We start from the raw sequence: 15,523 nt of genomic DNA, 5'->3' as shown, positions 1-15,523 counted from the left end.
TAGCTCGCGCCGAGGCTACACCGAGTGATCAGCTCTCCACCACGACCGGGATGATCATCGGACGGCGGCGGTGGGTGTCGCTGACCCACTTGCCGACCACCCGGCGGATCACCTGCTGCAGCTGGTACATGTCGTCGACACCGCTGCCGATCGCCTTCTCGATCTCGGCCTCGATCTTCGGCTTCAGGTCGTCGAAGACGGTGTCGTCCTCGGCGAACCCGCGCGCCTGGATCTCCGGCCCGGCGGTCAGCTTGCCGGTGACCGAGTCCATCACCGCGATGACCGAGATGAACCCTTCGTCACCGAGGATCCGGCGGTCCTTGAGCGAGGTCTCGGTGATGTCGCCGACGGTCGAGCCGTCGACGAACACGTACCCGCAGTCGACCTTGCCCGCCACGACGGCCTTGCGGTCGATCAGGTCGACCACCACGCCGTCCTCGACGACGACCACGTTCTCCCGCGGTACGCCGGTCTGGATCGCGAGGTCGGCGTTCGCGTGCAGGTGCCGGACCTCGCCGTGCACGGGCATCACGTTGCGCGGCTTCACGATGTTGTAGCAGTACAGCAGCTCGCCGGCGCTGGCGTGACCGGACACGTGCACGAGCGCGTTGCCCTTGTGGATCACGTTCGCACCGTGCCGGATCAGGCCGTTGATCACCCGGTACACCGAGTTCTCGTTGCCGGGGATCAGCGACGACGCCAGTACGACGGTGTCGCCCGGCTGCAGCTGTACGACGTTGTGGTCGTTGGCCGCGATCCGGGACAGCGCCGACATCGGCTCGCCCTGCGAACCGGTGGACACCAGCACGACCCGCTCCGGCGGGTAGTCGTCCAGCTCGCGCATGTCGATCAACGTGTCGCCGGGGACGTTCAGGAAGCCCAGATCGCGGGCCACGCCCATGTTGCGGACCATCGAGCGGCCGACGTACGCGACCTTGCGGTTGTGCTTCACAGCCGCGTCCATGACCTGCTGCACGCGGTGCACGTGCGAGGCGAAGCAGGCGACGATGATGCGCTGGTTCTTCGCGTTGGTGAAGACCCGGTCCAGCACCGGCGCGATGTCGCGCTCGTGGGTGGTGAAGCCGGGCACCTCGGAGTTCGTGGAGTCGACCATGAACAGGTCGACACCCTCCTCGCCGAGCCGCGCGAACGCCCGCAGGTCGGTGATCCGGTTGTCCAGCGGCAACTGGTCCATCTTGAAGTCGCCGGTGTGCAGTACGACGCCGGCCGGGGTTTTGATCGCGACCGCGAGCGCGTCCGGGATCGAGTGGTTGACCGCGACGAACTCACAGATGAACGGGCCGATCTGCAGGGTCTCCCCCTCGGCCACGATCTGCTGCGGCACGTTGCGGTGCCGGTGCTCCTTCAGCTTGCCCTCGAGCAGCGCGAGCGTGAGCTGCGATCCCACCACCGGGATGTCGCCCCGCTCACGCAGCAGGTAGGGCAACCCGCCGATGTGGTCCTCGTGGCCGTGTGTCAGGACGACCGCGACGACGTCGTTCAGCCGGTCCCGGATCGGCTCGAAGTCCGGCAGGATCAGGTCCACACCGGGCTGGTTCTCGTCCGGGAAGAGTACGCCGCAGTCGACGATCAGCAGCTTGCCGTCGTACTCGAACACGGTCATGTTCCGGCCGACCTCGCCGAGGCCGCCGAGCGGGATCACCCGCAAAGCGCCCGGAGTCAGAGGTCCGGGCGCGTCGAGATCTGGATGGGGATGGCTCATGCAATCAGTCCTGCCGTCTTGAGGTCGGTGGTGAGCCAGTCCACTTGCTCGGCGGTCGCCTCAACCAGCGGCAACCGGAGTGTCGCGTGCTCGATGACGCCGGCCAGCTTGAGCGCGGCCTTCACCATGATGGCGCCCTGGGTCTTGGTCATGATCGTCTCGACGGCGGGCACCAGCCGTCGATCAATCTCTTGGGCGGTGGCGAGGTCGCCGGCCACCACGGCGTCGATCAGCTGCCGGTACTCCGGACTCGCGACGTGGGCGACCACGCTCGCGATACCGACAGCGCCGATCGCCAGCGAAGCGAGGTTCAGCTCGTCGGCACCGCAGTAGTAGAACAGATCGGTGTTCGCCAGCACCTTGGTGGTCCCGGCGAGGTCGCCCTTGGCGTCCTTCACCGCGACGATCCGCGGGTGCTCGGCGAGCGCGATCAGCGTCTCGGTCTTGATCTCCACCCCGGCCCGGGCAGGGATGTCGTACAGCATGTTCGGCAGGCCGGTGGCGTCGGCGACCGCGGTGAAGTGCGCGCGCAGCCCGTCCTGCGGAGGCTTGTTGTAGTACGGCGTGACGACGAGCAGACCGTCGGCGCCGGCGGCCTCGGCCTGCTGGGCGCACTCGATCGTGTGCGCGGTGTCGTTGGTGCCGACCCCGGCGACGATCTTCGCGCGGCCGCCGAGGGCCTCGCGAACGGCCTCGATCAGCTGGACCTTCTCCTGGTCGGAGGTGGTCGGCGCCTCGCCGGTCGTCCCGTTCAGCACCAGGGCGTCGTTGCCGCCGTCCACGAGGTGCTTGGCGACCTTCTGGGCGGCGTCGAGATCGAGGGACCCGTCGGGCCGGAACGGCGTGATCATCGCGGTCGTCAGACGGCCGAACGGCAGTGCCGCAGAGCCGGCCGCGGACGGGCCCGACGAGGGCGTGGATTCTGGCGAGGACATGGCCCTCAGATTACCGCTCCCAAGCCCCGGAGAAATGGGTAGGCCTGGTGGCTGTCCGCTCGGGGGTCCGGGCAGCCACCAGGCTCACTCGTCCTATCGGGCCCGGCCCAGGAGTCGTTACAGCTTCTTCAAAAAAAGTCCGGAAAAACTTCTGCAAATACTCTACGTGATCGGACGGCTGCATTCCGTCCATCTATTGTGACTTCCAATGCTTTTCCCTCACCCGGCGTGTCGGCACGTTCACGACTGACCGGCTATCCAGATCTGGGTCGCGGCGAAGAGGTTGTGGAGGGCGGACAGGGCGCCGGGGAGAAGGAGCACGCCTGCGACGAGGAGGATCGGGGCGACCACCAGGCGCTCGACCCAACTGTCGGTGCTGAAGCGGAACGGGCGCGGCAGACGCAGTTCGTACCAGGTCTCGCCGCGGATCGGCAGCGGCCAGAGCCACGGGCAGCCGGAGCGGGTCAGGCTGTCGCCCAGGCAGTGGACGAACATGCCGACTGCGACGGCGACGCCGATCCAACTACCGATCTGGGTCAGACCTGCTTGTACTGCGTCAGCAGCCGCCGTGCCGGGCAGCGGCGTGAGTGGATCGGCTGTACCGACGACGGACCAGCCGGCCGCGGCGAGGACGGCGAGGATGATCCAGTCCCCCAGCGCGTCGGCCGCCAGGACGAGGCCTGTTACCGCGATGGCGAGCACGGCCCATTTGCCACGGTCGCCGAGGTTTGCGGCGAGGAAGCCGAGCAGGATCGCCGCGGCGAGCGTGTGGGTCGCGTGGCGGTGCTTGCCGGTGCCCTCCTCGTCGCGCGGGCCCTTCGTCAGGTTGTAGAGCACACCGGAGAACGCCCGTACCGCTCCTGAGACCAAGCGGGTGACCGGACCGAGCAGCCGGGACGCACTCGCGCCCGGGTGATCCAGATCCGGCAGCAAGGCGTACCCGGCGGTGGCCGCCGCGAACGGCACCACCTCCGCCACAGACGTCAGCCCGACCAGCGGAGCCACTGCCAGTCCAGCGCACCACCCCGACAAAGCATGCGACCGCCCCATCATCCGGAGCCTCACTCCCCTCACAGTCCCCCTAATCCTCCCCTGCAAGACCTCACCAGCCCCAGCAGCCACGCTGACAACAACCGTCCAGACCGTTTTGCATAATCATGCAGGAGGGTGCATACTTTTCCTGTGTCCAAGGTGCTTACTTCTTTGCCGGTCGGTGAGCGGGTCGGGATCGCCTTTTCTGGGGGTCTCGACACGTCGGTTGCGGTTGCGTGGATGCGGGACAAGGGTGCGATCCCGTGCACGTACACCGCCGATCTCGGGCAGGCCGACGAGCCTGACATCGAGTCGGTGCCGGGTCGCGCCACGGCGTACGGCGCCGAGATCACCCGACTGGTGGACTGCCGTACGGCGATGGTCGAGGAAGGGCTCGCAGCGCTGGCCTGCGGCGCGTTCCACATCCGGTCGGCCGGGCGGACGTACTTCAACACCACCCCGATCGGCCGGGCCGTCACCGGCACGCTGCTGGTCCGGGCGATGCTCGACGACGACGTGCAGATCTGGGGCGACGGGTCGACGTTCAAGGGCAACGACATCGAGCGGTTCTACCGCTACGGCCTGCTGGCGAACCCGCAGCTGCGGATCTACAAGCCGTGGCTGGACGCGCAGTTCGTGCACGAGCTCGGCGGCCGGAAAGAGATGTCCGAGTGGCTCGTCACCCACGGCCTGCCGTACCGGGACAGCACCGAGAAGGCGTACTCCACCGACGCGAACATCTGGGGCGCCACCCACGAGGCGAAGACGCTCGAGCACCTCGACACCGGGCTCGAGACCGTCGACCCGATCATGGGCGTCAAGCACTGGGACCCGTCGGTCGTGATCGAGGCCGAGGACGTCACGATCGGGTTCGAGCAGGGCCGGCCGGTGACGATCAACGGCAAGGAGTTCGGCTCCGCGGTCGACCTGGTGCTGGAGGCGAACGCGATCGGCGGCCGGCACGGCCTGGGCATGTCCGACCAGATCGAGAACCGCGTCATCGAGGCGAAGAGCCGGGGCATCTACGAGGCGCCGGGGATGGCGCTGCTGCACTCGGCGTACGAGCGGCTGGTGAACGCGATCCACAACGAGGACACGATCGCGAACTACCACAACGAGGGCCGCCGGCTCGGTCGGCTGATGTACGAAGGTCGTTGGCTCGACCCACAATCGCTGATGCTGCGCGAGTCGCTCCAGCGCTGGGTCGGTACGGCGGTCACCGGCCAGGTCACGCTCCGGCTCCGGCGGGGTGAGGACTACTCGATCCTCGACACCACCGGCCCGGCGCTCAGCTACCACCCGGACAAGCTGTCGATGGAGCGGATCGAGGACTCGGCGTTCGGCCCGGTCGACCGGATCGGTCAGCTGACGATGCGGAACCTGGACATCGCCGACTCGCGGTCGAAGCTGGAGCAGTACGCCGGTCTCGGCATGTTCGGCAGCTCGAACCCCGCGCTCGCCTCCTCCACCGACCTCATCGGCGAACTGCCCACCGGCGGCGCCGAAGCGATCGCCTCCCGCGGCGAAGCCACCGAGGAGGACGAACTCCTCGACCGCGCCGCCATGGAGTCCGGCACCGACTGACGCCGGCTGGTCTCACGCGTCGAAGTCGAGAGTTACCGTCGGCGTCGTCGGGTGGGACTGGCAGGTAAGGACGTAGCCGGCCCGGATCTCGTCGGGTTCGAGTGCCCAGTTGGTGTCCATGTTCACGGAGCCTTCCAGGACCTTGGCCCGGCAGGTGCCGCAGACGCCGCCCTTGCAGGCGAAGGGGGCGTCGGAGCGTACGGCGAGGGTCGCGTCCAGCACCGCCTTGGAGTGCTCGCCCAGCGAGAACGTCGAACGGCGACCGTCCAGGATGATCGTGACCTGGGCGGCGTCCTCGTCCGTGGTCGTTTCCTCGACCGGCGCCTTCGGAGCTTCATCGCCGACGTGGAACAGCTCTGCGTGGACGTGTTCGCGCGCCACACCCTCGCCCAGCAAGAGTTCCTGGGCGCCGACGACCATCGCGTACGGCCCGCAGAGGAACCACTCGTCGACGGACTCCAGCGGCAGGATCGTCGCGAACATCCGCTTCAGCCGGTCCGCGTCGATGCGCCCGCTGAAGAGCTCGACCTCGGTCGTCTCGCGGGACAACACATGCACGAGGTGCAGGCGTTCGGCGTACCGGTCCTTCAGGTCGGCCAGCTCGTCGGCGAACATCACCGAACCAGCGGTGCGGTTGCCGTAGAGCAGCGTGACGCGGCTCGTCTGCTCGACCGCGAGGATCGTTGCGACCAGCGAAAGTACCGGGGTGATCCCGCTGCCCGCGGCGACGAAGGCGTAATGCTTGGTCTGGGTGGGATCGAGAGTCGTGCCGAAGCGGCCGAGGGGTGTCATCACCTCGAGTTCGTCGCCGACCTTCAGCTCCTGTGCGGCGTACGCCGAGAACTCGCCGCCGGGGAGCCGCTTCACACCGATCCGCAGTACGCCGGAATCGGCCGGGGAGCAGATCGAGTAGCTCCGGCGGATCTCGTCGCCGTGACGGCGGATCGTCAGGTGCTGCCCGGCGGTGAACTCGTACTCGTCCGCCAGTTCGGGCGGTACGGCGAACGTGATCGCGACCGAGTCGTCGGTGATGGCGTCGATCGCGGCGACCTTCAACGAGTGGAAGGTGGCGCGGCGGCGGGGGGCGACAGTCGTCATTCAGATCGCCTTGAAGTGATCGAAGGGTTCGCGGCAGCTGTTGCAGCGCCAGAGCGATTTGCAGGACGTCGAGCCGAAATGGCTGAGCTCTGATGTGTCCGGCGAACCGCAGAGCGGGCAGCGAACGCTCAACCGCAGCATCACCGGTCCGGTTGAAGAAGGTGGCGCGATGCCGTATTCCGTCAGCTTGGTCTTGCCGGACTCTGACATCCAGTCGGTGGTCCACGCCGGCGACAGGACGGTCTCTACCCGGCCGTCGACGCCCAAGTGGTTGAGGGTCAGCTCGACCTCGTGGCGGATGAGGTCCATGGCGGGGCAGCCGGAGTACGTCGGGGTGATCGTGACGACTACCTCGTCGCCTTCGTGGCGGACGCCGCGCAGTACGCCCAGGTCGGCGATCGTCAGGACCGGGACCTCGGGGTCCGCGACCTCGCCGACGGCCTCGAGGATTGCGGCGTCGGTCACCATGTCGCACCTGGGTGGGATCGCGCCACATGCTGCAGCTCGGCCAGCAGATAGCCCATGTGCTCGGTGTGACGTCCCTCGCGGCCGCCGGTGTGCTGGTACGAGGACGAAGGTCGCTCGCAGGTGGACTCGTCGATGACGGCCAGCACTCGATCAAGCCAAGCGTCCTGGAGCGTTGACGGGTCTACGGCAACCGGCAAGCGCTGCACCAACGCGTCCGACTCGAAGAGTTCTGCGGTGTAGGGCCAGAGGGCGTCCAGGCCGGCCTGCATGCGGCGGTGGCTCTCCTCGGTCCCGTCGCCGAGACGGAGCACCCACTGCGTCGCGTGGTCGACGTGGTATGCGACCTCCTTGACCGCCTTCCCCGCCACGCCGGCCAGCGTCTCGTCCGCGCTCGACCGCAGCTCGTCGTACAACAGCTGCTGGTACGTCGCGAAGTACAGCAACCGCGCCATCGCGACGGCGAAGTCGCCGTTGGGCAGCTCACACAGCTGGAGGTTCAAGAACTCGCGCTCGTCCCGGACGTACGCCAGCTCGTCCTCGGTGCGGCCGTCCATCGAACCGGCGTACTGCAGCAGCGATCGCGCCTGCCCCAGCTGGTCCAGCCCGATGTTGCCGAGGGCAACGTCCTCCTCGAGCTGCGGCGCGGCCGCGATCCACTCGGCGGTGCGCTGCGCCGAGATCAGCGCGTCGTCACCGAGCCGGAGCGTGTAGACGTACAGGTCGTTCACAGGTGCTCGACACCTTCCGGGACCTCGTAGAAGGTCGGGTGCCGGTAGACCTTGTCGCCGGCCGGGTCGAAGAACTCGTCCTTCTCGTCCGGTGAGGACGCGGTGATGTCGGACGCCCGCACCACCCAGATCGACACGCCCTCCTGCCTGCGCGTGTACACGTCGCGCGCGTTCCGCAACGCCATCGTGGCGTCCGGCGCGTGCAAGCTGCCGACATGCGTGTGCGACAACCCGCGACGCGAGCGGACGAAAACCTCCCACAGTGGCTCGATCATGCGGCCCGAGCCTCCTTCTTCGCTGCATAGGCAGCTGCGGCCTCGCGCACCCAGGCGCCGTCCTCGTGCGCCTTCACGCGATGCGCCAACCGCCCCTGGTTGCACGGGCCGTTGCCCTTCACCACGTCGTACAGCTCGGTGTAGTCCGGCTCGGTGAAGCGGTAGTGCCCGTCCTCGTACACCAGTCCGTCATCAGGAACCCGAAGCCCCAGTACGTCGGCCTGCGGAACGGTCATGTCGACGAAACGCTGCCGCAGCTCGTCGTTGCTGTGCCGCTTGATCCCCCACGCCATCGACTGCTCGGAGTGCGTGGACGCGGTGTCCGGCGGGCCGAACATCATCAGCGACGGCCACCACCAGCGGTCGAGCGCGTCCTGCGCCATCGCCTTCTGCTCAGGCGTCCCGTTGCACAGCGTGTAGAGGATCTCGAACCCCTGCCGCTGGTGGAACGACTCCTCCTTGCACACCCGCACCATCGCCCGCGCGTACGGACCGTACGAGCAGCGGCAGAGCGGGACCTGGTTGACGATCGCGGCGCCGTCGACCAGCCAGCCGATCGCGCCGATGTCGGCCCAGGTCAGCGTCGGGTAGTTGAAGATGCTCGAGTACTTCTGCCGGCCGCTGTGCAGCAGGTCGAGCAGGTCCGCCCGGTCCACGCCAAGCGTTTCAGCGGCGGCGTACAGATAAAGACCGTGGCCGGCCTCGTCCTGCACCTTGGCCATCAGGATCGCCTTGCGGCGCAGTGACGGCGCACGACTGATCCAGTTGCCCTCGGGCTGCATGCCGATGATCTCGGAGTGCGCGTGCTGCGCGATCTGCCGGATCAGGGTCTTGCGATACCCGTCCGGCATCGCGTCCCGCGGCTCGATCCGGCCGTCGGCGTCGATGGTCGCCTGGAAGTCCATACCCCCACCATATGTGACAGTTTTTCTCGGAATCAACAACAAGTGTCACAAAGGTGGTGCTGGACCCACTGCGGGAGTGGGTTCAGCGCTCTGGGGCCGGCCGGCCGGTATCGCGAGGATTGAGGCAACAGCTCAGCCCTTACACAGTTTTCCGGAGGACCCCGTGACCACCACAACCACCGTCCCGGCCGCCGATCATCGCGGCCCGGTCACCGGCAAGGAACGTGCGCTGGCTCCCGACCTGATCCGCGGCGCGATGCTGCTGCTGATCGGCCTGGCCAACAGCGCGAACTTCGCCTTCGCCGGCCAGCCCGGCGTGGAGAGCGCGCCGCACGGCTTCGAGCGCATCCTGAACTTCCTCAAACTCACCTTCGTCGACGCCCGCGCCTACCCGGTCTTCGCGGTGATGTTCGGCTACGGCCTGGTCCAGCTGGCCCGCCGGCAGCGAAACTCGGGCGCGACTCCCGGCGCAGCACGGCGGATCCTGCTCAAGCGCAACGGCTGGCTGGTCGCGTTCGGCCTGCTGCACGCGACGCTGCTGTACTTCGGTGACTTCCTCGGCGCGTACGGCGTCGTCGGCATCATCTGCACGCTGTTCCTGCTGAACCGCAGCGACAAGTTCCACCGGATCGTCCTCGTCATCTGGGCGTTCATGGCGGTCGAGGTTCTCGTCTTCGGGGCCAAGGCCGCGCTCGCCGTCGTCAACAGCTCCGGTCCGGCGCACGCGCTGACCAACGAGCCGAACCCGTCGCTGGCCGCAACGTCGTACTTCGGGAGCATGGTCGACCGGCTGCACGAGTACCCGATGCACTTCGCCAGCGTGCTGGGCTTCATCGTCATCGTCTGGCTGGGCATCTGGGCCGCCCGCAAGCAGATCCTCGAGAACCCGGCCGCTCACACGAAGCTGCTGGTCTCGGTCGCCTCGGTCGGTCTCGGCATCACGGTCCTCGGCGGTCTGCCGCTCGCGTTCGTCGGCGCCGGCTGGCTGCATGTGGACGAGTCGGCGGTCGGTTCGCTCAGCTATCTGTCGCATGTGAGCGGGATGTTCGGCGGACCCGGGTACGTCGCTCTGTTCGGTCTGCTCGTCGCCCGGATCAGCAAGCTGTCGTTGCCGGTTCGCGCTATCTCCGCGCTGGGTCAGCGGTCGCTGTCGGGCTACCTGTTCCAGTCGGTGTCGTGGATGGTCCTGCTGGCGCCGTTCACGCTGGACCTCCGGTTCGGGAGTACGGCGTACACCGCGGCGCTGGTCGCGATCGGGGTCTGGATCGTCTCCGTCGTCGGCGCCTACGCGATGAGCAGGCGTTCCTACCGCGGGCCGGCCGAGACCCTGCTGCGGCGGCTCGTGTACTGACTTGCGAGGATGAGAGACATGAGTGACTTCGGCGTACCGGAACCCGCCAACCTCTCCGAGCTCTCCGGACAGTCCGGCGAGACTCCGGTGGCCGAGTCGAGTGTGCGACTCGCGCTGCCGGCGGAGGCGAACGAGATCGGCGAGATCCAGGTCGCGGCCTGGCGGTCGGCGTACGCCGGACTCCTGCCGGCCGATGTCCTCGCGGACCTGAACCCGGCGCAGTTCGCAGCCCAGTGGCGGGCCGCGCTGCTCGCGCCGGGTGAGGCACGGAACCGGGTGATGGTCGCGCTGGCCGGCCGTACGTTGGTCGGCTTCGCGGCCATCACGCCGTCCGACGACCCGGATACCGACCCGCGGCGCGACGCGGTCATCGCCGAGCTCGCGGTCGAGCCAGACGCGACACGCGCCGGCCACGGCTCCCGGCTCCTGAACGCCGTCGTCGACACGATCCGCGCCGACGGCTTCAGCCGGTTGACCGTCTGGGTCAACTCGACCGACGACGTCCTGCGCGCCTTCTACACCGAGGCCGGCTGGGCCCCGGACGGTGCGCACCGCGAGCTCGATCTCTACGGCGACGAGTCGGTCCGGATCAAGCAGATCCGCCTTCATACAGATCCTGGCGACGCGTAGCAGGTCCCCGATCGGCGACGAGCCGGGGGTGGTGCTCGACCGCGTGCTGCGGGCATGACAGATTGTCACGGTCCGATCACGTAACGCCATCCGCTGGAGTTCTGCATGAAGTACCTGACCCTGGCCGTCGGCCTGGGCATTTCCGCTGCAGCCGTTCTCGTCGTACCGGGGTCCGGGGCCACTGCCTCGATGCAGACGGCGACCGTCGTCGACAAACCCCATCAGGTGGCCAACAAGTACCTGAAGCAGAGACCAGACTGGATCCTGTGCGGCGAGCCCGAGTTCCGCACGTACTGCGCGAAGATCACCGTCCCGCGCGACTGGGCCAACCAGTACGCCGGGAACGACCTCCAGATCGCGGTCAGCAAGGTCGCACCGGCCAAGGGCAAACCCAGCCGGGTCGTGTTCGGCAACCCGGGCGGGCCCGGTGGCGCCGGCCTCGGCATGGCGCCGTACCTCGCGAGCCAGGCTCCGCTCGCCAAGGACCATCTCACCATCGGCTTCGACCCGCGCGGCACCGGCGGCAGCACCAATGTCAGCTGCGACGGCAGCCCCGGGTACACGATGGACGCCCGCGACCGCGACCCCGCGAACCAGGCCCTGATCACCGATGCCTCGGCCATGGTCAAGCAGTACTGCGACCGACAGTCCCGCGGCCTGCTCCCCTACATCACCACCGCGCAGACCGTGCAGGACATGGACCTGATCCGGCAGCTGCTCGGCTTCGACAAGATCGACTACGTCGGGTACTCCGGCGGGACCTGGCTCGGCGCGTACTACCAGACTTACTTCCCCGATCACGTCGGCCGGTTCGTGCTCGACTCGAACACGGACTTCACCGGGACGTGGTTCGACACGTTCGTCAGCCAGCCGCAGGCGTTCGAGCGCCGGTTCCGCGAGGACTTCGCGCCCTGGGCCGCGAAGTACGACGACCAGTTGCGCCTCGGTTCGTCACCCGGCGCAGTCATCCGGACGTACGAACACCTCCGCCGGGCGCTGAAGGAGCGGCCGGCGGTCGAGGAGTTCCTGGACGCGGCAGTTCAGGTGACGTACGACCAGAACGCGTTGGACATGATGATCTCCAACGATATGTATACAAAGCTCGACTTCTATTCACTCGCGATAGATATGGCATTTATCCGCGACCTTTCCGCGGCGCAGGCAAAAGGCGGCCCGCAGGCCGCGCAGCGGCAGGTCGACGGCCTCTCGCCGGCTCGCCAGCAGCAGCTCGTGCAGCGCGCCAACCGCGCGCCGGTCGGGCTCCGCACGTTCGGCGCGGTCGACTCGGAGGACGCGACGTTCAACGCGATCACCTGCAACGACACGGCCTGGCCGCAAGGTCCTGAGACCGGCGCGCAACTGGCCGCCCGTCTCGGTCCGCACTTCCCGCTGATCGGCTGGACGATGACCGAGAACCCGTGCTTCTACTGGAACCGCCCGAACCTGACCATGCCGACGCCAACCGGCAAAGGCTTGCCCACAACGCTGATGGTGCAGTCGGTGCACGACCCGGCGACCAACTACGGCCTCGCCGTCTCGGCCCACAGCAGGTACGCCGGCTCGCGGCTGCTGACCGTCACCAATGAAGGCGACCACGGTGTGTACGGCGGTGTGAACCGTTGCGCGGACAGGATCGTCAACACGTTCCTCACCACCGGGAAGGCGCCGGCCAAGGACGCCAGCTGCGCCGGCGAAGGCATCCCGGCGCCGGACAAGCTGATGCCCGGCCTCGACGGCGCCGGTACCGGTTACGGCAAGGAAACTCCTTTACGACGGATCGCCGGATTCACAAAAGCTGTTTCCGGATATCTGCACTGAATTGCCTACACACCGGCAGATTCCGATCACCTTCGGCGAATTCCGGCGGCTGCTTTCGTTGTCAGGACATATTTGTCAGGGCGATGTCAGGGTTGCGTCCCTGTCTGACACAGCGTGATAACGGCAACCTTGAGTCAGCGCGGAGGAACCGGTCGTCGACTGGGAGGGCTCGATGACGGGTGACCATCGCGGACGTGGCTTCGGCCGGCTGTGAGGTGGGGGGACTGCCTGGGGGGTCAGACAGAAAGGCACAGCCGGCCGGGTCACGAACACGCGCTCGCGCCTCCAGATCCCTCGCGGGGCACCGTCGATCCCCCAGGTCGTGGTGCCTCGCGAGGCATGTCCGGGCTAATTCAGAGTCGGTGAATCGGCCGCAGTCCCACCGGGTGGCGGATAGCCGTCGGCCACCGCGGCCAGCGGCGCGGCTCGGCCGGCCGACCAGGCGGTCCGGAAGGCTCGCCGCTCCAGTGCCGCTTCGACGGCGGCTCGCGTGGCCTCGCAGTCGGCCTTCTCGATCACCGGAACTGGCGCACGGATGACCTCTCGTACTCCGTCCGCCGCCCCGAGCAGGAACGCGGCGTACTCGCTCCGATCCCGTTGCTGCGCGACTGCTGCCAGTTCCTCGAGCACGCTGGCCGACCGCCACCGGTCACCCAGATCGCGATGCTCGGCGAGGCTCTCGTCCAGCAGGTGTACGGCGCGCTCGGTGTAGCCGCGGCGCCGCTCGATGATGCCGAGCTGGTTCAGCGACCAGGCCACGCCCTCGCGGTACCCGAGCCGTTGCGACAGCGCGAGGCTCTCCTGCAACAGGTCCTCCGCCTCGACCAGCTCACCGCGGTACTGCGCGATCGTGCCGAGGCTGATCAGCGACCAGGCGAGTCCTTCGCCGTCGCCGACGATCCGGAAGGCGTCGCGAGCGCGCTGGCACCGGCGAGCGCCGATGTCCAGGTCGCCGCGGAGCCAGGCAACGAAGCCGAGGTGGTTGTGCGCCCAGGCCATCCCGGCGCGGTCGCCGAGGCTCTCGTACAGGTCGTAGCTCTCGCAGTGCAGGTCCTCGGCGGCGCCGTAGTCCCCGCGTTCGCGGGCGACTCCACCGAGGCGCTGCAGCACGAGCGCAGTACCACCGGGGTCGCCCAGCTCCTTGTACTGGCGCAGGGCGGTCTGCAGGCGGTCGGTCGCGGCGTCGTACTCGCACTGCAGGAACGCCAGCGTCCCCGCGCCCAGATTGGCCTTCGCACACCACGGAGACAGCTCGGCCATCAGATCGGCCGGCAGTGAGTCCCCCAGCGCCAACGCCCGCTCCAGCCACTGGCTGCCCTCGGCGTAGTGACCGTGCATCGAGCAGAACAGCCAGAGGCCGGCGGACAACCGCAGTGCAGCCGCAGGCGAGCTGGTCCGCAAGGCCCATGCCATCGCGGCCCGCAGGTTGTACATCTCGTTCTCCAGCCGGTCCAGCCATTCCTCCTGCGCCGGACCGCGCAGATGCCCCTCGGCCTCTTCGGCCAGGCTGATGTAGAACTGCGCGTGCCGCTCGGCCGCCTCGTCCGTCCGGCCGACGGCTACCAGCCGGTCGGCGGCGAACTCCCGGATGACCGCAAGCATGTAGTACCGCGTGACGCCGCGTCGCCGGGTCACCCGGATCAGGGACTTGTCGACCAGCCGACCGGTGAGGTCGAGCGCTTCGGCCCGCTCCAGCGGACCGGGATGCGCCTGACCGGACATGACCGTCGCGGCCGCGTTCAGCGTCCACCCGCCGACGAACACCGACAGCTGGGCGAACACGTCCCGCTCGGCCGGCGTGAGCAGGGCATGACTCCACTCGATCGCGCCGTACATCGACTGCTGGCGAGGTGACGCGGTCCGCGAGCCGCCCGCCAGGATGCCGAACGACGTCTCGAGCTCGGAGGCCAACTCCTCGATCGTCATCACGTTCGTCCGTGCGGCAGCGAGCTCGATCGCGAGCGGCATGCCTTCGAGCCGGCGGACGACTCGGGCGACCTGGTCGAGCTGTCCGGTCGTGTCGTACCCGCGGGCCGTCGCGCGCTCGACGAAGAGCCGGACCGCTTCGGACGACTCCAGCTGGTCCGCGTCGTGCGGCAGCGAGAGAGCCGGTACGACGTACACGCTCTCGCCGGGGAGTCGGAGGAGCTCACGGCTCGACGCGAGGATCGACAGGTTCGGGCAGTACTCGAGCAATGCGGCACTGATCTGGCCGACCGTCGCCACCACGTGCGAGCAGTTGTCGAAGACCAGCAGCATCGTGCTCCGGCCGATCTGCTCGGCGATCTCCTCGACCAGCCGGGTGCTCTCGAGCGGGTGCAGGCCGACAGACGCCGCGACCGCAGGTACGACGGCGGCCGGGTCGGTCAGCGACGCGAGCGGCACCCAGCAGATGCCGTCCTGGAAGCTGTCCGCCACCTCGTTCGCGACCGCGAGCGTGAGTCTCGTCTTGCCGACACCGCCCGGGCCGGTCAACGTAAGCAAACGCGTGATTCGCTGCCCCAGCAGGCGACTCGTCGCGGTCAGCTCGGTCGTGCGGCCGATCAGCTCGTTCGTGTGCGCGGGTGGTTGGCGCATCGGCGTCCGCGTGGTGTCCGCCTCTTTGCGCGCGGCCGCGGTCAGCCGGGAGCGGTCGGGATCGCCGAGTCGCAGCGCGTCAGCCAGCAGGCGCAGCGTGTGCGCCCGTGGCGCACGCCGGCGCCCGCGCTCCAACGCCGCGATCGCGTCGACGCTCAGACCGGCCCGCTCGGCCAATGCCTCCTGCGACAGCCCGGCTTCACGCCGGTGCCGACGCAACAGGCCACCGAATCCGGCCCCCTGCACGTCGTCCGAGCCGCGGCGAGACCCTTCTGATGGCACAGGACGGCCCCACCCAGTCTCCGACCTTTACGTGGCGGCTGCCACGTACCTTCTTGAAGGTATCCCGTTCAGCACCGCGTTGTCAGTGTTCTCGGGGCCTTCACAGCTAACTCCCAA

13 protein-coding genes are annotated in these 15,523 nt (G+C 68.1%); 4 read left to right on the top strand and 9 right to left on the bottom strand.

The window, feature by feature from the left end; translation table 11 throughout:
• Positions 1-28: 28 nt before the first annotated feature.
• The 3 genes from FDA38_RS14775 to FDA38_RS14765 all read right to left on the bottom strand — a co-directional run bounded on the left by FDA38_RS14775 (position 29) and on the right by FDA38_RS14765 (position 3,708).
• Positions 29-1,723, bottom strand: coding sequence for a ribonuclease J (locus tag FDA38_RS14775; protein ID WP_137254605.1), 1,695 nt, complete (start codon positions 1,721-1,723; stop codon positions 29-31).
• Entirely contained in the window at positions 1,720-2,658 is a 939-nt protein-coding gene (gene dapA / locus FDA38_RS14770; protein WP_137254604.1) for a 4-hydroxy-tetrahydrodipicolinate synthase, read from the bottom strand. Before dapA ends, FDA38_RS14775 begins: the two co-directional genes overlap by 4 nt.
• 240 nt (positions 2,659-2,898) lie before the next feature.
• Complete coding sequence (locus tag FDA38_RS14765; protein WP_137254603.1) at positions 2,899-3,708, bottom strand: metal-dependent hydrolase; 810 nt, start codon at positions 3,706-3,708, stop codon at positions 2,899-2,901.
• Positions 3,709-3,840: 132 nt separating this feature from the next.
• On the opposite strand from FDA38_RS14765, the gene argG reads away from it, so the two are divergent.
• Positions 3,841-5,274, top strand: coding sequence for an argininosuccinate synthase (gene argG, locus FDA38_RS14760; protein WP_137254602.1), 1,434 nt, complete (start codon positions 3,841-3,843; stop codon positions 5,272-5,274).
• 12 nt (positions 5,275-5,286) lie between these two features.
• Here argG and paaE read toward each other — a convergent pair whose 3' ends face one another.
• Genes paaE through paaA form a run of 5 tightly spaced genes read right to left on the bottom strand, consistent with a single transcriptional unit; the run spans position 5,287 to position 8,748 of the window.
• Positions 5,287-6,372, bottom strand: a complete 1,086-nt coding sequence (gene paaE / locus FDA38_RS14755; protein WP_137254601.1) for a 1,2-phenylacetyl-CoA epoxidase subunit PaaE — start codon at positions 6,370-6,372, stop codon at positions 5,287-5,289.
• Positions 6,373-6,840, bottom strand: a complete 468-nt coding sequence (gene paaD / locus FDA38_RS14750) for a 1,2-phenylacetyl-CoA epoxidase subunit PaaD (protein ID WP_137254600.1) — start codon at positions 6,838-6,840, stop codon at positions 6,373-6,375.
• Positions 6,834-7,568, bottom strand: a complete 735-nt coding sequence (gene paaC, locus FDA38_RS14745) for a 1,2-phenylacetyl-CoA epoxidase subunit PaaC (RefSeq protein WP_137254599.1) — start codon at positions 7,566-7,568, stop codon at positions 6,834-6,836. Before paaC ends, paaD begins: the two co-directional genes overlap by 7 nt.
• The gene (gene paaB, locus FDA38_RS14740; RefSeq protein WP_130379720.1) at positions 7,565-7,843 is read right to left on the bottom strand and encodes a 1,2-phenylacetyl-CoA epoxidase subunit PaaB; all 279 of its coding nucleotides are present in this window, start codon (positions 7,841-7,843) and stop codon (positions 7,565-7,567) included. Before paaB ends, paaC begins: the two co-directional genes overlap by 4 nt.
• Positions 7,840-8,748, bottom strand: coding sequence for a 1,2-phenylacetyl-CoA epoxidase subunit PaaA (gene paaA, locus FDA38_RS14735; protein WP_137254598.1), 909 nt, complete (start codon positions 8,746-8,748; stop codon positions 7,840-7,842). The genes paaB and paaA overlap by 4 nt, the downstream gene beginning before the upstream one ends.
• Positions 8,749-8,911: 163 nt before the next feature.
• On the opposite strand from paaA, the gene FDA38_RS14730 reads away from it, so the two are divergent.
• The 3 genes from FDA38_RS14730 to FDA38_RS14720 all read left to right on the top strand — a co-directional run bounded on the left by FDA38_RS14730 (position 8,912) and on the right by FDA38_RS14720 (position 12,547).
• On the top strand, positions 8,912-10,099 hold the full coding sequence (locus FDA38_RS14730; RefSeq protein WP_233714719.1) for a DUF418 domain-containing protein: 1,188 nt from the start codon (positions 8,912-8,914) through the stop codon (positions 10,097-10,099).
• An 18-nt stretch (positions 10,100-10,117) separates the two neighbouring features.
• Complete coding sequence (locus FDA38_RS14725; RefSeq protein ID WP_137254597.1) at positions 10,118-10,729, top strand: GNAT family N-acetyltransferase; 612 nt, start codon at positions 10,118-10,120, stop codon at positions 10,727-10,729.
• A 105-nt stretch (positions 10,730-10,834) separates the two neighbouring features.
• Positions 10,835-12,547, top strand: a complete 1,713-nt coding sequence (locus tag FDA38_RS14720; RefSeq protein ID WP_137254596.1) for an alpha/beta hydrolase — start codon at positions 10,835-10,837, stop codon at positions 12,545-12,547.
• A gap of 348 nt (positions 12,548-12,895) precedes the next feature.
• Here the strand turns inward: FDA38_RS14720 and FDA38_RS14715 are convergent, their stop codons facing one another.
• Complete coding sequence (locus FDA38_RS14715) at positions 12,896-15,406, bottom strand: ATP-binding protein (protein ID WP_137254595.1); 2,511 nt, start codon at positions 15,404-15,406, stop codon at positions 12,896-12,898.
• Positions 15,407-15,523 lie beyond the last annotated feature (117 nt).

Origin of the sequence: Kribbella jiaozuonensis (genome assembly GCF_005233875.1) — a bacterium.
GTDB classification, from domain to species: domain Bacteria; phylum Actinomycetota; class Actinomycetes; order Propionibacteriales; family Kribbellaceae; genus Kribbella; species Kribbella jiaozuonensis.
Note: the sequence above shows the minus strand (reverse complement) of the source record. Positions and strands in the feature narration are given on the sequence as shown.